Origin of the sequence: Virgisporangium aurantiacum, assembly GCF_016863635.1 — a bacterium.
GTDB classification, from domain to species: domain Bacteria; phylum Actinomycetota; class Actinomycetes; order Mycobacteriales; family Micromonosporaceae; genus Virgisporangium; species Virgisporangium aurantiacum.
This window is the reverse complement of sequence record NZ_BOPG01000034.1, coordinates 209031-228195: the sequence shown is the minus strand read 5'-3', so window position 1 is coordinate 228195 and position 19165 is coordinate 209031. Positions and strand designations below refer to the sequence as shown.

Annotated in this window: 15 protein-coding genes and 1 tRNA gene; 10 read left to right on the top strand and 6 right to left on the bottom strand. The window is 69.6% G+C overall.

The window, feature by feature from the left end:
• Positions 1–10: 10 nt before the first annotated feature.
• From Vau01_RS28870 to Vau01_RS28860, 3 genes are all read right to left on the bottom strand, one after another.
• Complete coding sequence (locus Vau01_RS28870; RefSeq protein ID WP_203998779.1) at positions 11–2854, bottom strand: AfsR/SARP family transcriptional regulator; 2844 nt, start codon at positions 2852–2854, stop codon at positions 11–13.
• 55 nt (positions 2855–2909) lie between these two features.
• Positions 2910–4040, bottom strand: a complete 1131-nt coding sequence (locus Vau01_RS28865; RefSeq protein WP_203998777.1) for a pentapeptide repeat-containing protein — start codon at positions 4038–4040, stop codon at positions 2910–2912.
• Positions 4041–4143: 103 nt separating this feature from the next.
• Complete coding sequence (locus Vau01_RS28860; RefSeq protein ID WP_203998775.1) at positions 4144–4698, bottom strand: RICIN domain-containing protein; 555 nt, start codon at positions 4696–4698, stop codon at positions 4144–4146.
• 181 nt (positions 4699–4879) lie between these two features.
• On the opposite strand from Vau01_RS28860, the gene Vau01_RS28855 reads away from it, so the two are divergent.
• Both Vau01_RS28855 and Vau01_RS28850 read left to right on the top strand, forming a co-directional pair.
• Positions 4880–5815: a ParA family protein gene (locus Vau01_RS28855; RefSeq protein WP_203998772.1), complete on the top strand. Its 936-nt coding sequence runs from the start codon at positions 4880–4882 to the stop codon at positions 5813–5815.
• Between the two features lie 9 nt (positions 5816–5824).
• Entirely contained in the window at positions 5825–6235 is a 411-nt protein-coding gene (locus Vau01_RS28850) for a hypothetical protein (RefSeq protein WP_203998769.1), read from the top strand.
• 1 nt (position 6236) lies between these two features.
• Here Vau01_RS28850 and Vau01_RS28845 read toward each other — a convergent pair whose 3' ends face one another.
• The 3 genes from Vau01_RS28845 to Vau01_RS28835 form a co-directional block, all read right to left on the bottom strand.
• Positions 6237–8351, bottom strand: a complete 2115-nt coding sequence (locus Vau01_RS28845; protein ID WP_203998767.1) for a HelD family protein — start codon at positions 8349–8351, stop codon at positions 6237–6239.
• Positions 8352–8414: 63 nt separating this feature from the next.
• A complete protein-coding gene (locus tag Vau01_RS28840) occupies positions 8415–8903 on the bottom strand; it encodes a PH domain-containing protein (RefSeq protein WP_203998764.1) in 489 nt (162 codons plus the stop codon).
• 181 nt (positions 8904–9084) lie between these two features.
• Positions 9085–9158: transfer RNA gene (locus Vau01_RS28835), tRNA-Leu, on the bottom strand.
• An 81-nt stretch (positions 9159–9239) separates the two neighbouring features.
• Between Vau01_RS28835 and Vau01_RS28830 the strand changes: the two genes are divergently transcribed.
• The 8 genes from Vau01_RS28830 (at position 9240) to polA (ending at position 19149) form a co-directional block, all read left to right on the top strand.
• A complete protein-coding gene (locus Vau01_RS28830) occupies positions 9240–9857 on the top strand; it encodes an ANTAR domain-containing response regulator (protein WP_203998762.1) in 618 nt (205 codons plus the stop codon).
• A gap of 53 nt (positions 9858–9910) precedes the next feature.
• The gene (locus Vau01_RS28825; protein WP_203998757.1) at positions 9911–11128 is read left to right on the top strand and encodes a hypothetical protein; all 1218 of its coding nucleotides are present in this window, start codon (positions 9911–9913) and stop codon (positions 11126–11128) included.
• Positions 11129–11379: 251 nt separating this feature from the next.
• Positions 11380–12528: a branched-chain amino acid ABC transporter substrate-binding protein gene (locus Vau01_RS28820; protein ID WP_203998755.1), complete on the top strand. Its 1149-nt coding sequence runs from the start codon at positions 11380–11382 to the stop codon at positions 12526–12528.
• A gap of 69 nt (positions 12529–12597) precedes the next feature.
• The gene (locus Vau01_RS28815) at positions 12598–13578 is read left to right on the top strand and encodes a branched-chain amino acid ABC transporter permease (RefSeq protein ID WP_203998752.1); all 981 of its coding nucleotides are present in this window, start codon (positions 12598–12600) and stop codon (positions 13576–13578) included.
• Positions 13579–13652: 74 nt separating this feature from the next.
• Entirely contained in the window at positions 13653–14744 is a 1092-nt protein-coding gene (locus tag Vau01_RS28810) for a branched-chain amino acid ABC transporter permease (RefSeq protein WP_239151951.1), read from the top strand.
• Position 14745: 1 nt separating this feature from the next.
• The gene (locus Vau01_RS28805; RefSeq protein WP_239151950.1) at positions 14746–15666 is read left to right on the top strand and encodes an ABC transporter ATP-binding protein; all 921 of its coding nucleotides are present in this window, start codon (positions 14746–14748) and stop codon (positions 15664–15666) included.
• Positions 15656–16366: an ABC transporter ATP-binding protein gene (locus tag Vau01_RS28800; RefSeq protein WP_203998748.1), complete on the top strand. Its 711-nt coding sequence runs from the start codon at positions 15656–15658 to the stop codon at positions 16364–16366. Before Vau01_RS28805 ends, Vau01_RS28800 begins: the two co-directional genes overlap by 11 nt.
• 92 nt (positions 16367–16458) lie before the next feature.
• Complete coding sequence (gene polA, locus Vau01_RS28795) at positions 16459–19149, top strand: DNA polymerase I (protein ID WP_203998746.1); 2691 nt, start codon at positions 16459–16461, stop codon at positions 19147–19149.
• Positions 19150–19165: the final 16 nt, after the last annotated feature.

Sequence of the window (19165 nt, the reverse complement as noted above, 5' to 3'; positions counted from 1 at the left end):
GTCGACGGGTTCAGGCGAGTAGCGCCCGTACCTCGTCGGCCTCCGGCACGCCCAGCTCCTCGAACATCGCCAGCGCCCGCCGCCAGGCCGCACGGGCCGCCGGCGCCGCACCGGTCGCATTGTGTACGGCGCCGAGTTCACGCAGGCAGATCGCCGTGCTGCGACGCTCGTCCACCCGTTCGGCGATCTCCAGGCCCGCGCGCAGGCAGTCCAGGGCGTCCGGATACCGGCCCTCGTGGCGGTGCACCCGGCCGAGCGCGATCAGCACGGTGGCCTGGCCGACCGGCGCGGCCAGCTCCCGGAACGCCGCCAGGCTCTGTCCATAGTGGACGAGTGCCTCGTCGTACCCGCCCCTGTGCTCGTGGACGTCGCCGAGGTTGGCCTGCGCGGCGGCCTGGCCCGGCCGGTTGCCGGTGCTGCGGAAGATCGCCAGCGCCTCGTCCAGGCAGCCCAGCGCCTGCCGGTACGAGCCGAGCCGGCCGTACACCTCGCCCAGGTTGTTCAGGCTGATCCCCTGGCTGTGCCGGTCGGCCAGGTCGCGGCTGATGGCCAGGCTGCGCTCCAGGCAGGACGCCGCCTCTTCGAGCTGCCCGAGACTGTCGTGCACCAGGCCGATGCTGTTCAGGCAGGCCGCCTGGCCGGCCCGGTCGCCGACCGTGGTGTACCCGGTCAGGCCGTCGTGCAGGCACCCGAGCGCCCGCTGGTACTCGCCCCGGAGTTCGTACGCCGCGCCCAGGTCGCGGCAGGCGTGCGCCTGCGCGGTCCGGTCGCCGGCGCGGACGGCGACCGCGCGCGCGGCCTGGTTGACCTCGATCCAGTCGTTGAGATACCCCCGGACGTGGAAGAACGCGAACAGGGCGCGGGCCAGCTGCGTCGCCGCGGCGTCGGGCAACTGCGAGGCGGCGCGCGGCGTGGCGGCGATCTGGCGCACGGCGGCGACCAGGTTCGGCCGTTCGGTCTCCAACCAGTACAGCGCCTGCGCGACGTCGTCGAAGGCCGCGCCGCCGGATGCCCAGGAGCCGGCGGTGGCCACCCGCCCGTCCGACGGGCGGAGCAACCGGAACGCCTGCCAGCAGGTCGCGGCGTACCAGCGGAGCAGCCGCGGCAACGCATCGTCCACAGTGGACGGCAGCGACCGGGCGTACAGCCGCATCAGGTCGTGCAGCCGGTACCGCGCCGGAGCGGGGCTCTCCAGCAGCTGTTCGTCCACGAGCCGTTCCAGCACCCGGTCGGCGTCCACCGGGTCGAGGCCGAGCAGCGCCGCCGCGGCCGCCAGGCCGAGCTCCTCGCCGTCCGGCAGCGCGAGCAGGGCCAGCGCGTGGGCCGCGGCGCGGTCGTCGGGGTCCTCGCTGCCGGCAAGGTGCGCGTGGCTGACCTCGATGCTCGACCGGACGTCCAGATCGGGCAGGGACAGCTCGTCGAGCCGGCGCCGGGCGTCGGCGAGCCGGCCCGCGAGGGTCTGCATGGTCCACGACGGGCGGGCGGCCAGCCGGCCACCGGCGATGCGCAGCGCGAGCGGCAGGCGGCCGCACCAGTCGGCGACGCGACGCGCGGCGGCGGCCTCGGCGGCGACCCGGCGAGAGCCGGCCAGCCGGCCGAGGAGCGTCACGGCGTCGTCCGGGGGCAGGACGCCCAGCGTCAGGTGCGCCGCGCCGTCCAGGGTGGACAGCACCCGGCGGCTGGTGATCAGCGTCGCGGTGGTCGCGCCGCCGGGCACGAGGGGACGCACCTGGGCCAGATCGCGGGCGTTGTCCAGGACGACGAGAAGTCGCCGGGTGGCGGTGGCGGCGCGGAACGCGGCGCTGGCCTCGGCGACCGTCGCCAGGTCGCTGTCGCGTTCGCCGAGCGCGCGCAGGAACCGGCCCAGGACGTCGAGCGGTTCCAGCGGTCGCAGCCCGGCCGACGAGCCCTGAAGGTCCACGTAGAGCTGGCCGTCCGGGAAGCCGGCGGCCAACCGGTGCGCCAGCCGCACCACGAACGCGGACTTGCCGACACCGCCCGGTCCGGCGATGGCGACGAGCGGCAGCCCGGCCCGAGCCGCCTCGAGCTCCGGTCGCCGGCCGACGAACTCGCCCACGTCCCGCGGCAGCTGCCGGGGTGCGGACCCGGCCGCACCGGACAGGACCTCCCGGTGCAGCCGCTGGAGCGACTGGCCCGGCTCGATCCCCAGCTCGGTCGCGAGCCGGCCGTGCAGCGACTGGTACACGGCCAGCGCGTCGGCCTGCCGCCCGGACCGGTACAGCGCCTCCATGTGCAGCTCGTGCAGCCGTTCGCGGAGCGGCTGTTCGAGAGCGGCCGCGGCGAGCGGGGAGACAGTGGTCGCGTACCGCCCGATGGTCATCGCGGACCGGGCCCACTGCTCCAGGATCGTGTACCGGCGTTCGGTGAGCGCGGTGACGGTGGCCCGCGCCGCGGGACCGAGGTCGATGCCGTCCAGCACGGTGCCGCGCCACAGCGCGAGCGCCCGACCCCACGCGTCGACCGCGGCGGGAAGGTCACCACGGTCGGCGGCCTCCTCGCCCGACAGCGCCAGCCGGTCGAACACCAGCGCGTCGAGCTCGTCGGGTGGGACATCGAGCTGGTAACCCGGCGGACGGGCCACGAGTCCGCGCAGGCCCAACGACGTCCGCACGGACCACACGTGGGTCCGCAGCGCACCCGCGGCGGTGCGGGGCGGCTTGATCGGCCACAGCGCCTCGGTCAACTCGTCGACGCTCACCGGCCGGTTGGCGTGCAACAGCAGCGTGGCCAACAGAAGGCGCGGCTTCGTCGCACGCAGTTCGGCCGGCCGCCCGCCGTCGAGATGGACGATCAACGGGCCGAGGATGCTGAACCGGGCACTACCGCCATCCATGCCGCAAGTGTGCTGTCTACCGTCCGGTCGCACATACCGCCGGAGCCTCAGGCGATCAGGCACCGCCGCCGGCGACGTCCGGCGAAGTAGCAGCAAGGAGGGGCTCGAGTTCGCCGATCAGCTGCTGCGGATTCTCGTACTCGATGGGCGGCCGATGCACCCAGGGGAACTTGAGAATGCCCGAGAAGACACCGAACGGACTGGTGCCCGCCCTCATGATCGGCACGACGGGCACCGAGAGGTTCGGGACGATGGCGAGCAGCTCCATCGGCGTGGACTTCGGGTCGGTGATGTCCACGACGACCAGCCGGCTGAGCCCGGCCAGCAGAATGATGCTCTCGACGAGGTCGCGCTCACGGGCACGCTCGAAATCGAATACGACCGGAATGAAGTCCCGTTCCTCGAGCGCCGTCGCCAGCTCGTCCAGGACGTCCTTGTGGACCTGGAAGCGTCCGAGGAGCAACACCCACTTCGACGTCGTCGCGTCGATGATCCGCGCGATGTTGGCGTTGTTGAGCGTGAGGTACATGAACGAGGCGACGTCGATGCCGTCAACGGTCGCCTGCCGTTCGATCCGCTGCCCGCCCACGAGCTCGTCGTAGTGGATACGCAAGCCGCTCTGGTCGGCATCATCCAGCTTCACATCCCACGCCGACAGTCCGTAGACCGTGCACCCGCGCAGGTGCGCTCGTGTCAGGTTCGTCCTGGCCAGCTGCACGCCCTGCAGGTTCGCCCCGGTGAGCCGGGCCCCTTCGAAGTTCGTCTCGTAGAAATCGGTCCGGCAGAAGTTGGACCCCTCCAGGTGTGCGCCGGCGAGGTCCGCTCTGGCCAGGATCGCCTGATGGAAGTTGGCATCCCGGAGCCGCATCCCCCGAAGATTCGCCTGGGTGAAGTTGGTGTAGCTGAAGTCGTAGCCATCGAGGACGATATCGGCGTCGCGCTCGGTGAAGTCATGGGCAGCGAGCATCGGATGGACCTCCGGATGCTCGCGCCGCCACTGGTTCCAGGCGGCTTTGCCGTCCCGGAGAATCCGCAGGTGTTCCGCCCGCTCCCGCTCGCGGGCACGGAGCTCCTGTGAGCTGTCGATGTACGCGCGCGCCGACTCGGCCTCAACCGGGTTGCCCTCGACCGTCAATCGGTTCTGGGCGTCGTGTTCGAAGGCGAAACCCTGGTAGAACTCGGCCATGGTCGGCCTCCTACCGTGACGACGAGGCGGCACTGTCAGGGTGTCACGCAATCGACGCGGGCGGAGCGGCTGCCGGACGCCCGTCCGACAGCCGCTCCGTCTGTCAGAAGATTCTGAACCGCCACGCCTGCGAGACGTCGCCGACCCAGCATGAGCTCAAGATGACCTGCGCGCCGTTGGACGTCGAGTTGTTGCGGACGTCGATGCACAGGGACGTGGCGATCCGGCTGTAGAACTGGTAGTAGTCCGGGACGCGGACCCGCCCCGCCCGGGGCCACCGTTCGCCGGGCCACGTCACCGGGTCGCACCAGAACACCTGCAGCGGCACGCCGTCCACGACCTCCTCCATACTGTTCGCCGCGATGTCGAGGCACAGGTCCGGGTACGCGCGATTGCGCAGCACGAAGTCCGACGAGCCGGCGATCGGTTGCGTGGCGTCCCATTGCTGCAACCAGCTCGTGCCGTCGCAGGAGCGCTGGACGACCAGCGCGTTCGGCACGGCGGACGTGGGCTGGAGGCACTTGCCGCCGTTGTAGTTCTGGATGTGGACGAAGGGCCACTCCGCCCGGGCCGGCCCGGCGGACACGACCACACCGGTCGCCGCGCATGCCATCGCCAGCAGCGCGGCCGCCAGCCTCCGGGTCGTCAACGCTTTCATCTGTTCCCTCCCTGGTCGTCGGATGCGGCCAGGGTTTCAGCGGACCGTCGCCCGCGGCCCGAATCCGGACACCGGCCGGTTCGGGGCCGGTGCGGCGCAGGTCAGCGGGGCGCGGAGGCCGCGCACACCGGACAGCGCCGGACAGCACCGGACACGACGGGGCGGGTGGCATGCTACTGACATGGTCGGGAGCGGGCAGCCGGACAGAACCGTCGTCACCGTGATCAACTACAAGGGCGGCGTGGGAAAGACGACGCTGGCCGCCAACATCGGTGCGGAACTGGCCTACCGCGGGAAGACGATATTGCTGATCGATCTGGATCCGCAGGCCAGCCTGACCTTCTCCCTGTACGACCCCGTCGTGTGGGAACGGGAACTGGCCGACGAGCGCACCATTCTGCAGTGGTTCGGCGGCGTGCTCTCGCCGGAATCGGCCGAGCCGTTGTCGAAGTTCGTGTCGACGCCACCCGCGGTCAACGCGGTGATCGCGGGCAACGGCAAGGGACGGCTCGACCTGGTCGCCTCGCACCTGGGCCTGATCGACGTGGATCTGGACTTCGCGGCCGAGCTCGGCGGATCCCGCTTCCAGCACGGCAGCCCGCGTTATCTGGAGCTGCACCGGTCACTGGCCGAGGCGCTCGCCGAGGAACCGTTCGCGGAGTACGACCTGGTGCTGATCGACTGCGCACCCAACTTCACCATGGTGACCCGGGCCGGGATCGTCGCCAGCGACTACCTTGTGGTTCCGGCCAAGCCGGACTACATCTCGACGCTGGGCATCGACTTCCTGCGCAAGAAGCTGTCCGAACTGGTGCACGAGTACAACCGGGTGGCGCCGCCCGGTGACCTGCGGATCGACCCGCGGATCCTCGGTATCGTCTACACCATGGTCCAGTACGCCAGCGCCGGCCCGATCAACGTACAGAAGAACTACCTCCGGCTCGGCGAACAGATCGAGGTGCCGGTCTTCCGGCAGACCGTGCGGGAGAACAAGACCACGTTCGGCAACGCCGGCGAGGGGGGCATCCCCGCGGTGCTCTCGCCCACGGCGAACGATGCGGTCCGGTACGAGCTTCAGCAGCTCGGCGTCGAGCTGCTCGCCAAGATCAGAATCTAGGGAGCGTTGGTGACCAACCCCGTCGACCGTACCCACGCGGTGCTGCTCCGGGTATCGGAGTTTCTCAGAACCCTCCCGGCCGACCAGCTCGACGACCTGATCGCCGGCACGGCGAAGCTCCAGGTCGTCGCCAAGGGCAGTCGTCCCGCGGCCCGGCGGCCGGCGGCCAAACCGCTGTCGGTGACGCCGGAGAAGGTCCGCGACGAACTGGTGGCCATCGGTGACACGGTCGGCGCCGAGCGATACGTCGACGATCTGAAGTTGACGGTTGTCCAGCTGAGGGCGCTCGCGAAGGAACTCGGGATCTCCGTACCCGGCAAGGCGGTGAAGGGCGAGGTGATCCGTCAGATCGTGCAGTGGACGGTGGGCCGGCGGCTCACCTCCGAGACGATCAGCCGGCCGGCACCGGCGCGGTTCTGACTCACGACGGGTCGAGCAGCTCTCCGACGCGCCGCAGGACCGCCTGCCACTCCGTTTCCGGTGCCGCCGCACGCAGTTGCCCGGCAAGGTGCTCCGCGAGGTGCTGCGCCTGCCGGGCGCTGAAGCCGCCGGGGTCGTCGCCGGCCGGGGCCTTCGGCGTGGCCGGCAGCGACAGCGGCAGCGGATCACCGACACACACGATGTCCAGATACGCCGTGGTGCGGGTGAGCGCGACGTAGAGCATGCGGTGGCCACGTTCGTAGTCGGCGACGATCTGCTCGGGTTCCACCACGACGACCGCGTCGAACTCCAGGCCCTTGGCCTCCTCGGGGCTGACGAGGTTGATCGCGGTGCCCAGTTCGCCGCGCTCGGCGCTGCTCCAGGTGGCGCCGTTGGCGGCCAGGGCCGCCTCCGTCTCGCGCCGGCACCGGGGTGGGCAGACGATGCCGACGAAGCGACCTCCGGCGGCATGCTCGATCGCGACGGTGACGGTGCGGCCCGCCCGCCCCGCGAGACCCACCTGGTGGACGGTCGGTGGCTGCGGTCCGTCGCGGATCACCTCCACGGGTGCCACGGCCGGCGCGGCGACGGGCAGCAGCCGGGCCGCCATCTCGTACACCTGCCGGGGGACCCGGTATCCGTACCGCAACGGAACCTTCTCCACGCCGGACGCGGTGGGCAGATGTTCGACGACCTCGTCCCACGTGTCGCGCGCCCACGGTCCGGTCGACTGGGCGATGTCACCCACGATCGTCAGCGCCCCGGTGGCCGACCGGCGCGCCACGCTGCGAAGCTGCATCGGTGACAGGTCCTGTGCCTCGTCGACCACGATGTGCGCATACCGGTGAACGTCCCCGTCGATGAGGTCACCGGCCTCGTCGAGCAGCGGCAGGTCCGCGGCCGACCACACCTCCTCGGTGAGCCGGTCCGCGGCACGACGGTGCAGCAACGCGATCTCCGCGGCGGTGAAGTCCGCGCCGGCGGCCGCCCGCAGCCGGCGGAGCGAACCGAACAGATCGCGCAGGAATCCGGCCGCCGACAGCCGCGGCCACAGCCGCTCGACCAGGTCGGCCACGGGCTGCCGTCCGGCCGACGCGGCACCGGCCAGGTCGGAGACGAGCCGATCGATCCGATCCCGGAACACCTCCCGTCGACCGGTGTAGGGAAGGTCGGCCGACCGACCCACCTCGATCGCGGCCGCGACCTCGGCATGCGGCAGTGTGTAGAACCGGCTCCCGATCATGAGTCGCTCGGCCGGTTCGGGGACGCCGATCCGCGCGTCCAGGGCGCGCGCCAGCAGACCGGCCATCCGCGCCTGCCCCTTGATGGTGGCGACCTCGACCGGCTCGACCCGGCCGCGCGTCACCTCGGGCGCCAACCGTCCGATGTCGCGCATGACCACCTCGGTGCTGCCCAGCCCCGGCAGGACCAGGCCGATGTAGTGCATGAACGTCGGATGAGGCCCGACGACCAGCACATCGGTGGCCCGGATCGTGTCCCGGTGGTGGTAGAGCAGCCAGGACACCCGGTGCAGTGCGACAGCGGTCTTTCCGGTACCCGGCCCACCCTCGATCACCAGCAGCCGATCGGCCGGAGCGCGGACCAGCGCGTACTGGGCGGCCTGCAGCGTCGCGACGATGTCGCGTAGGCGACCGGTCCGGCCTCGGGCCAACTCGGCGAGCAGGTGCGTGTCGACGGCCTCGGCAACGTCGGCGAACACGACGTCGGTCAGGTTGACGATGGTGTTGCCGTCACACTCGAAGACCCGCTTACGGTCCACGCCCTTGGTGTCGGCATGGCTCGCCTCGAAGTAGGCGGCCGCCGCCGGTGCGTGCCAGCTCACCACCAGCGGATCGTCCTCGGTGCCGTTGATCAGTTGCCGACCGATGTACAGCAGGCCGAACCGTCCGTCGATCCGTCCGAAGGCCACCGCCTGATCGGCACCCTGCAGCGCTTCCCGAGCGGCGTTCGCATACCGTTTGATCCGCGCCGCCGCACCGGGGTTGGCCCCCGCCGTGGCGAGATCATCGAGCCCCGCGAGCTTCTTGCCCCGGAACTCGGCGGCCAGGTCGAAGTACGCCTGCTCCGCCGCGATCTCGGCCGCCGTGCCGTCCACCCGACCCCCTAGAGTTCGAAGTCCCGGCCAGCCTAGGCTCCCCGCCGTCGACGCGGGTCGGCGTCAGGTGGGGTTCGTCGTGAGTTGCCGCGCGGAGGCGTGCTCGGCCCGGAGCTGGGTGCACGCCTGGACGAACCGCTTCGGGCTGAACTTGAAGTCGACGCCCTCGGTCGAGAGCGTCGAGTCGATGTGTCCGCCGTCGCGGAGCTCGATGACGGCAGCGCGTCCGGCCGGGATGGTGAGCCCGAGTACCCGTTGGCTGACGTGCTGCACGGTGATCCGCTCGATCGCCCGCCAGGGAATGGTCCGACGGGTCACCAGGCCACGGATCTGAATCCCGCCGCCGCCGACGAACACACCCATCCGGGCCAACCGGACGCACAGCGCGACCCAGAAGGCCCCGAGCACAACGGCGAGGATGTCGGCCGGCCGGCCATCGAGATGGAACAGCTCGGCCGAGGTCCGATGGAGAAACACCATCGCGGCGCCCTCCCACAGGGCCACGATCCATCGACCCAGGCCCGACCGGTACGGGCGCCGCCATCCGTCCACCGCACTCCTCAGATGCACGCGGCGAGGAGTGCAAACAAGATCTCGATTCCAGAACGACTGGCCGAGATCAACACCGACATCGCCGGCCGCCCGGGCAACCGGACACTGGACATCGAACCGACCCTGACCGCCGCAATCGGGCGGATCACCACAGAAGATGATCAAGTACGGGTCTGTTCAGTGCCCCCGGTGGGATTCGAACCCACACTGTCGGAGGTTTGAGCTCCGTTCCTCTGCCGGTTGGGATACGGGGACCGGTCCGCCCAACAGGATACCGACTACTCTGATCGCGACGGAAACGAGATCCCGTCCGTGGAGCGAGGGGGGTAGTCGGGCGTGACCGATGGGCGGGAGGCGGCGCCGACGCGCCGGCGGGTACTGATCGCCGAAGACGAAGCGCTCATCCGCCTCGACCTGCGGGAGATGCTGATCGAGGAGGGCTACGACGTCGTCGGCGAGGCCGGTGACGGGGAGGCGGCGCTCCGGCTGGCCGAGCAGTTGCGGCCCGACCTGGTGATCCTCGACATCAAGATGCCGATCATGGACGGCCTCACCGCGGCCGAGAACATCGCCGGCTCGCGCCTGGCGCCGGTCGTGATCCTCACCGCGTTCAGCCAGCGTGACCTGGTCGAACGGGCCCGGGCTGCCGGCGCCATGGCCTACCTGGTCAAGCCCTTCCAGAAGAGTGACCTGGTGCCGGCGATCGAGATCGCCGCGGCCCGGTTCGCCGAAATGACAGCCCTCGAGTCGGAGGTCGCCAGCCTGGCCGACCGTCTCGAGACCCGGAAGTTGGTCGAGCGGGCCAAGGGCGCGCTCATGACCACCTATTCCATGACCGAGCCGCAGGCCTTCCGCTGGATCCAGCGCACCGCAATGGACCACCGGATGACCATGCGCGACGTCGCCGACCGCATCATCGCCGAGACGGCCGCCGAACCCGAGGCCAATTCGTAACGGACGGCCTTCAAGGGACGGCTGCCCCACGAGACGCCGCCTAGACTCCCGGCATGCGTTTCGCGCTCGCGGTGGTCGGCGTGGTCGCGGCCCTCGCGGCCGCTTGCACATCAAAAGGCGATGAGACGCCCACCAAATCGCCCGATCCACCGCATTTAAACTGGCAGCAGGTATCCGTGCCGGTTCCGCCGGGCGACCCGGGACGCATCGTGGTGCGGGCCGCCACGGCCTGCGACGGGAAGTGGTACCTCGGCGGCGGGGTCGCCACCCCGACCGGCGACACCCGGCCGGCGATGTGGACGTCCACCGACGCGCGCACCTGGACGCCGTTGCCGCTGGCACCCATCTCCTTCTACGGCAAGCAGAACATCTTCTACACGCTGGCCTGTAAGACCGGCGGCCTGGCCGCGGTCGGCGCGCGGTTCGGCGGGGTCCACGGCAATCCCCGCGTGAGCACCTGGCGGCTCGGTGCCGACGGCACCCTGTCCGAGATCCCCGCCGCGTTCACCCTGTACGGGGGCGGCGACGCGGTCAACGTGGCCCGGATGGGCGCCGGGCCCACCGGCTTCATGATCACCGGCAACCGGGTCACCGGCGCGGCCGTCTGGACGTCGGCCGACGGCGCCGCGTTCGAGATCCACGAGAACGTCACGCCGCTGGCGAGCGACCCCGGCCTCGACGGCGCGGCGTCCGACGTGGTCGGCACCGCAAACGGCTGGGTGGTGGTCGGCGGCGGCACCCAGGCGGGCCGTGGCGACCGCGACCCGGTCGTGTGGACGTCGACCGACGGCGCGGCCTGGACCCGTACCGTCCTGCCCGGCTCGAACGACTACGAGGAACTGCAGCGGGTCGTCGGTTCGGGTGAGGATCTCGTCGCGGTGGGCCTCCGCGGTGGAACGTTCGGCGCCTGGCGCCGGCCGGCCGGGGGAGAGGCGTGGGAGGCGCTCGGCGCGTTCGGTAACACCCGCCCGCCCACCCCGTCCGGCGGTGGCGCCGCGCGGCCGGCCGTCGTGCTGTCGCTCGCCGCGGGAAACGCCGCGGGAAACCTGGCGGGAAACGGCGTCCTGCTGGCGACCGTCAGCGACGGGCAGCAGTACCAGCTGTGGGCGTCCCGTGATCTCGGCCGCACCTGGACGCGGGCGCCGCAGCCGGCCGAACAGGCCGCGGCGTCCGACTCGGCCGCCGCCGTGGCCTGGGCCGACGGGCACTGGCTCTACCTGTCCGACGACGCCGCCGCCGGCCGGGTGTGGGCAGCGGATAGTAGCGGGTGATCTTCCCCGGTCGAAGAGGGGAAAGGTAACGGCGATGTTGCTGGGCGCGGTCCGGATCGACTGCACGTAACAGTTTGGTCTTTGCCTAGGGTCCGGTGCTATTGGCAGGTTCTCTGCTCGGGTACTGTCCGGCCCGCGGACCGCTACGCAGGCGGGTGGTTCTCACCCGGTGGGACGGACTGCGCACTTCTACAACGAGGTGCGCCGTGCCGCCTTAAGCGTCGCCTGCACTTGGAGGAGGGCAAGGAGCCGTGAGGCGAAATCTACGCACGCTCGGCGGCGTGGCGCTGGTTGCAGTGCTGGCCGTTGCTGCGGCCGCATGCCAGGACTCGGGTTCGGACTCCGGTTCCGGCAGTGGTGAAAAATGTGGTGGCAAGCTCGCCATCTTCGGTGCTTTTAGTGGTGGTAACTCCGGCCTGGTCCTGCCGTCGCGTGACGCGGCGAAGCTGGCCGTCGAGAAGTTCAACGCCGCCAACTCGGACTGCAAGGTCGAACTGGTCGAGTTCGACACGGAGGGTGACCCCGCGAAGGCCACCCCGGTTGCCAGCCAGGTGGCCGGCGACCAGTCCTTCCTCGGCGTGATCGGCGGTCACTTCTCGGGTGAGACCCGGGCGACCGCGCCCACGTACGAGCAGGCGGGCCTCGCCATGGTGGCCCCCTCGGCCACCGCGACAGACCTGTCGACCAAGGGCTGGAAGGTCTTCCACCGGGTCGTCGGTAACGACGACTCGCAGGGCCCGGCGGCGGCCAAGTACATGAAGGACGTCTGGAAGTCCACCAAGATCTTCGTCGTCGACGACGGCACCGCCTACGGCGCCGCGCTCGCGGCGAAGGTGAGCAGCACCATCGGTACCCCGATCGGGTCCGACAAGGTCCAGGAGAAGCAGACCAACTTCTCCAGCACCGTCGGCAAGGTGAAGAACTCGGGTGCCGACGCCGTGTTCTACGGCGGCTACACCAACGAGGCCGCGCCGTTCCTGAAGCAGCTCCGCGCTGCGGGCGTCACCGCCAAGTTCATCGGTGGCGACGGCATCAACGACCCGGCGTTCCCGACCGGTGCCGGTGCCTCGGAGTCCGAGGGCGCGGTCGTGACCTGCCCCTGCCTCCCGGGTGACAAGTCGAAGGGTTCGTTCCAGTCGGACTTCAAGGCCAAGTACGGCGCCGCTCCCGGTGTCTACGCGGCCGAGGGCTGGGACGCGACGACGATCTTCCTCGACGCCTTCAAGGCCGGCAAGAACACCCGTAAGGACATCCTCGACTTCGTCTCCGCCTACGACAAGGACGGCGTGACCAAGCGGATCAAGTTCGACGACAAGGGTGAGATCACCGCGTCGAACCTGGTGATCTGGGCCTACGTGGTCAAGGGTGGCCAGATCGTGGCTGACCAGGAAGTCAAGTAACTCAAATAGAGGTTCTCGGGTGCGGTCGGAAGTTCGCTTCCGGCCGCACCCCCTCGTAATGGAGCCGCGGTGAATTTTGACGAACTCTTCGGCAACCTGGGTCAGTACACGATCGAGGGACTGTCGAAAGGGGCGATTTTCGCGCTGATCGCGCTGGGATACACGCTGGTCTACGGCGTACTCCGCCTGATCAACTTCGCCCACTCTGAGGTGTTCATGGTGGGGACCTATGCGGTCCTCGGCACCTGGACCCTCCTCGGCGCCACCAACAGCCCCGGCGTCGGCATGGTTCTCCTGCTCGTCGTCGCCGGACTGATCGGTGCGTCGATCGCATCCGGTGGCACGGCCCTGGTCATCGAACGGCTCGCGTATAGACCGTTGCGCAAGAAGAACGCACCACCCCTGATCTTCCTGATCACGGCGATCGGCGCGTCGCTGGTCCTCATGGAGATCTTCGGCTTCGTGCTCGCCAAGATCTTCGGCCAGCCGTTCGGCCGCCTGATCATCGGCATGCCGACGATCGTCAGGTCGAAGGAGGTGGTGAACATCGACATCCCGGTGCTCGGGAAGTTCGGGATCACCAACCTCCACATCATCGTGATCGTGTCGGCGATCCTGATGATGATCGCGCTCGACGTCTTCATCAACCGCACGCGCCTCGGCCGGGGCGTGCGCGCGGTGGCCCAGAACCCCGACACGGCGGCGCTCATGGGCGTGAACAAGGAACGCGTCATCATGCTGATCTTCGTGGTCGGCGGGATCATGGCCGGTGGCGCGGCGCTCCTGTTCTCCCTCCAGTACAGCCAGACCCGGTTCAACATCGGCTTCGTCCTGGGTCTGAAGGCGTTCACCGCGGCCGTGCTCGGCGGCATCGGCAACCTGCGTGGCGCACTGCTCGGCGGCTTCGTGCTCGGCATCGTCGAGGTTTACTTCGCCACCCTCTACAGTTCCAACTGGGAAGACGTGGCGGCCTTCATCGTTCTGGTCGTGGTGCTGATGTTCCGGCCCACCGGCCTCCTCGGCGAATCACTCGGGAGGGCCCGAGCATGAGTGATCAGAAAGAGGGCGTGCTGGATCTCAGCCAGCCGCCCCCACCCTCGCAGCAACCGCGCAAGAAGCAGTCGATCCGCGACCGGTGGGCCACGCTGCCCGGCTGGCAGAAACTGATCGGGCTCGCCGCGTTCATCGGGTTCCTGTACTACCTGCCGCTGTTCGGCATCCCCGGGCTGAACTACCTGCGCACCGACGCGATCGCACAGGGCACCTCGTGGGCCGCGACATTGTTCACGATCTCGATCTACGTGATCATCGCGATCGGCCTGAACGTCGTCATCGGCCTCGCCGGCCTGCTCGACCTCGGGTACGTGGGCTTCTTCGCGATCGGCGCCTACAGCGTCGGCCTCTTCGGATCGCCCGACTCGAAGGTGGTCGCGTGGATGCGGGAGGAGTTCAACCTCTCGCAGGACTGGGCGGTCTCCTGGGCGATCTGCATCCCCATCGCGATCGCGCTCACGATGATCTCCGGTGTCATCCTCGGCTGGCCGACGCTGCGCCTGCGCGGTGACTACCTGGCGATCGTGACGCTCGGATTCGGTGAGATCATCCGGATCACCGCGCGCAACTCGGAGTTCACCGGTGGCCCGCAGGGCATCACCTCGATCCCCGGGCCGCCCGGCGAGAAGGCCGACGGCACTCGGCTTTTCGGCGTGATCGACATCAAGCCCTGGTACTGGATGGCGCTCACGGTGCTCCTCATCGTGATCTTCCTGGTGCGGCGGCTGGAACACAGCCGGGTCGGCCGGGCCTGGTTGGCGATCCGGGAAGACGAGGACGCGGCGTCGGTGATGGGCGTCTACGGCTTCAAGTTCAAGTTGTGGGCGTTCGCGATCGGCGCGGCGCTCGGCGGCCTGTCCGGCGTGCTGTTCGCGAGCCGGCAGGGCTACGTCGACCCGGCCAACTTCTCCCTCGAACTCTCGATCATGTTCGTGGCGATGGTGGTCATCGGCGGCCCGGGCAACATGGCCGGTGTCGCCGTCGGCGCGATCCTGCTCACCTACATCCCGGAGCGGTTCCGCGAGCTGTCGGACTACCGCCCGCTGATGGTCGGTCTCGCGCTCGTGATCATCCCGATCCTGCGGCCGCAGGGTCTGATCCCGAGCCGGCGCCGCGCCCGCGAACTCAAGGACCGTGAAGAGGCGGTGGCGCCCAGTGCCTGAACTGACCAAGACCGAGGTGCAGCCGCCGGTCAACGCGCCGGCCGGCGGGGTGCTGCTCGACATCGACAACGTCACGCTGCGGTTCGGTGGCGTCGTCGCGCTGAACGAGGTGAGCTTCCAGATCCGGCAGGGGGAGATCCTCGGCCTGATCGGCCCGAACGGCGCCGGCAAGACCACCTGCTTCAACGTGATGACCGGGGTCTTCCGGCCCACGTCGGGCCGGGTGACGTTCGACGGGCAGCGGATCAGCGGCCGCAAGCCGCACCACATCAACCGGATGGGCATCGCCCGCACGTTCCAGAACATCCGGCTGTTCCCGGAGATGACCGCGCTGGAGAACGTGCTGGTCGGCACCGACTCCCGGCACAAGACCAGCGTTCCGGGCGCGCTGTTCCGGCTGTACCGGAAGCGGCCCAAGGAGCACGAACTGCCGCAGGTCGACCCGGCGAGTCCGTTCAGCGCCTGGCAGTCGTTCACGCGGTCGATGGCGAAGATCTTCGGCATCTCCCGGCACGCGCTGGAGGAGAAGGCGGCCGAGCGGAAGTCGTACGACCTGCTGAAGTTCGTCGGCATCGCCGACCGGGCCAACGTGGTCGCCCGCGAACTGCCCTACGGCTACCAGCGGCGCCTGGAGATCGCGCGGGCGCTGGCCACGGAGCCCAAGTTGCTGTGCCTCGACGAGCCGGCGGCCGGCTTCAACCCGGCCGAGAAGGAGGACCTCCTCCAGCTCATCAGGCGCATCCGCGACCTCGGCCACACGGTGCTGCTCATCGAGCACGACATGCGGCTGGTCATGGGCGTCACCGACCGGATCGTCGTGCTCGAGTTCGGACGTAAGATCGCCGAGGGCGCGCCGGCCGACGTCAGCCGGGATCCCAAGGTCATCGCTGCCTACCTGGGGGTACCCGACGATGCTTCTTGAGCTTCGTGACGTCACGGTCGCGTACGGCCGCATCGAGGCGCTGCACGGCATCAGCCTCGGCATCGAGCAGGGCGAGATCGTCGCGCTGATCGGTGCCAACGGCGCCGGCAAGACCACCACGATGAAGGCGATCTCCGGTCTGCTCCCGCTGCAGCGGGGCAGCATCTGGTTCCAGGGTCAGGACATCAGCAAGCTGCGGGCCGACCTCCGGGTCGTCCGTGGCCTGTGCCAGGCGCCCGAGGGTCGGGGGATCTTCCCCGGCATGACGGTGACCGAGAACCTCGACATGGGCGCCTACACCCGCCGGGACAAGGCGGGCATCGCCGACGACCAGAAGCGGGTGTTCGGCCTGTTCCCCCGGCTGGAGGAGCGGCGCAAGCAGGTGGCCGGCACGCTGAGCGGCGGCGAGCAGCAGATGCTCGCCATCGGCCGGGCGCTGATGGCGCGGCCGAAGGTGCTGCTGCTCGACGAGCCGTCGATGGGCCTCGCGCCCATGCTGATCCAGCAGATCTTCAACATCATCACCGAGATCGCCCAGCAGGGCACCACGATCCTGGTGGTGGAGCAGAACGCCCAGCAGGCCCTCTCCCGGGCCACCCGGGCATATGTCATGGAGACCGGACAGATCGTGAAGGAAGGGTCCGGCCGGGACCTTCTCAACGACCCGTCGGTCAAGGAGGCGTACCTCGGCGTCGCCTGAGGTCGTCACCTGAAGCTGTAGGCACCCGGCCGCGCGGTCCGCGCGGCCGGGTGTCGCGTTTTGTGTCAGACCCCCCGACTAGAGTTTCGGACGTGGGTGAGACCAAGCCAACTCTGCTGCTACTTGACGGGCATTCCTCCGCATACCGCGCGTTCCACGCGCTGCCCCCCGAGAACTTTTCCACCACCACGGGGCAGACCACCAATGCGGTGTTCGGGTTCACGTCGATGCTGATCAACGTGTTGCGCGACGAGAAACCCACCCACATCGCGGTGGCCTTCGACGTCTCCCGGCAGTCGTTCCGTACGGAGCAGTACGGCGACTACAAGGCCGGCCGGTCCGCCACCCCCGACGCATTCGTCGGGCAGGTGCCGCTCATCAAGGAAGTGCTCGACGCGCTACGCATCCCGTACGTCGAGAAGCCCGGGTACGAGGCCGACGACGTGATCGCCACGCTCGCCACCCAGGCCAGCGAGGCGGGCATGAACGTGTTGATCTGTACCGGCGACCGCGACGCGTTCCAGCTGGTCGCCGAGGGGGTCACGGTCCTCTACTTCATGCGCGGGGTCAGCGACATGGCCCGGCGCGACCCGGCGGGCGTCATGGACAAGTACGGCGTCCCGCCGGAGCACTACCGCGACCTGGCCGCGCTCGTCGGCGACAACAGCGACAACCTCAAGGGCGTGCCCGGCGTCGGCCCGAAGACCGCCGCCAAGTGGATCACCCAGTACGGCGGGCTCGACGCGCTGATCGAGAAGGTCGACGAGATCAAGGGCAAGGCCGGCGAGAGCCTGCGCGCCCACCTCGGCGACGTGCTGCGCAACTACGAGATCAACCGGCTGGTCCGCGACCTCGACCTGTCGGTGCAGCCCACCGAGCTCGCCTGGCACGGGTGGGACCGCGAGGCCGTGCACCGGGTGTTCGACTCGCTGGAGTTCCAGGTGCTCCGCAACCGGCTCTACGAGTACCTCGACGCGGTCGAGCCGGAGGCCGAGGGTGGCTTCGACATCGCGGGCACGCTGCTCACCACCGGTCAGGTCGGCGCGTGGCTGGGCGAGCACGTGCTGCCCGAGCAGCCGGTCGGGGTGGCGGTCGCCGGCAAGTTCGGCCGCGGCACGGGCACCATGAGCGGCATCGCGATCGCCACCGCCGGCGGCGCCGGTGCCTGGTTCGACCCGTCGGCGCTCGACGAGTCCGACGAGACGGCCGTGCTCGCCTGGCTCGCCGATCCGACCCGGCCCAAGGTGCTGCACGGCATGAAGCGGGTGCTGCTCGCCGCCGCCGAGCGCGGGTGGGAGCTGCACGGCGTCGCCGTCGACACCGAGCTCGCCGCCTACCTGGCGCGTCCCGACCAGCGCACCTACGACCTGGCCGACCTCGCGCTGCGTTACCTGCACCGCGAGTTGAAGGTCGAGACGAAGCAAGACGACGCTCAGCTCGCGCTCGACGGCCTCGGCGACGAGGGCGAGGCCGAGCGCAGCCTCATGCTCCAGGCCCGCGCCACGCTCGACCTCGCCGACGCGCTGCGCGCCGACCTGTCCCGCGACGGCGGCGCCTCCGAGCGGCTGCTGGCCGAGGTGGAACTGCCGCTGGTCGAGGTGCTGGCGGGCATGGAGCGGGCCGGTATCGCGGCCGACACCGGGTACCTGTCCGAGCTCGAGGCCAACTTCGCCGCCGAGGTGAAGTCGGCCGCGCAGGGCGCACACCAGGTGGTGGGCCGCGAGTTCAACCTCGGCTCGCCGAAGCAGTTGCAGGAGATCCTGTTCAACGAGCTCGGCCTGCCGAAGACCAAGAAGATCAAGAGCGGCTACACCACCGACGCCGATTCGCTGCAGTGGCTGTACGGGCAGACCGAGCACGCGGTGCTCGCCCACCTGCTCCGGCACCGCGACGTGGCCAAGCTGAAGTCCACGGTCGACGGCCTGCTCAAGTCGGTCAGCGACGACGGCCGCATCCACACGACCTTCTACCAGACCGTGGCCGCCACGGGCCGGTTGTCGAGCACCGACCCCAACCTGCAGAACGTGCCGATCCGCACCGAGGAGGGCCGCCGCATCCGGCGGGCGTTCGTCGTGGGCGAGGGCTTCGAGAGCCTGCTGACGGCCGACTACAGCCAGATCGAGATGCGCATCATGGCGCACGTGTCGAAGGACGAGGCGCTCATCGAGGCGTTCAACTCCGGGTTCGACTTCCACTCGGCCACCGCGTCGTCGGTGTTCACGGTCGAGCCGGAGGCCGTCACCGCCGACCAGCGCCGCAAGATCAAGGCGATGAACTACGGCCTGGCGTACGGGCTCTCGGCGTACGGGCTGTCGCAGCAGCTCGGCATCACGCCCGACGAGGCCAAGGTCTTGATGGAGGAGTACTTCCAGCGCTTCGGCGGCGTGCGCGAGTACCTGCGCGCCGTGGTGCTGCAGGCTGGCCGCGACGGCTATACCGAGACACTGCTCGGCCGCCGTCGCTACCTGCCCGACCTCACCAGCGACAACCGCCAGCGCCGCGAGATGGCCGAGCGGATGGCGCTCAACGCCCCGATCCAGGGCTCGGCGGCCGACATCATCAAGGTGGCGATGCTCCGGGTCGACTCGGCGATCCGCGCGGCCGGCCTACGGTCGCGGATGCTGTTGCAGGTCCACGACGAGCTGGTGTTCGAGATGGCCGCCGGCGAGCGGGACGAGCTGGAGAAGCTGGTCCGGGCCGAGATGGGCGGCGCGTACGCGCTCGACGTCCCGCTGTCGGTGTCGGTCGGCTACGGCTCGAACTGGAACGCCGCCGACCACTAGCAGTTGCATCGCCTCG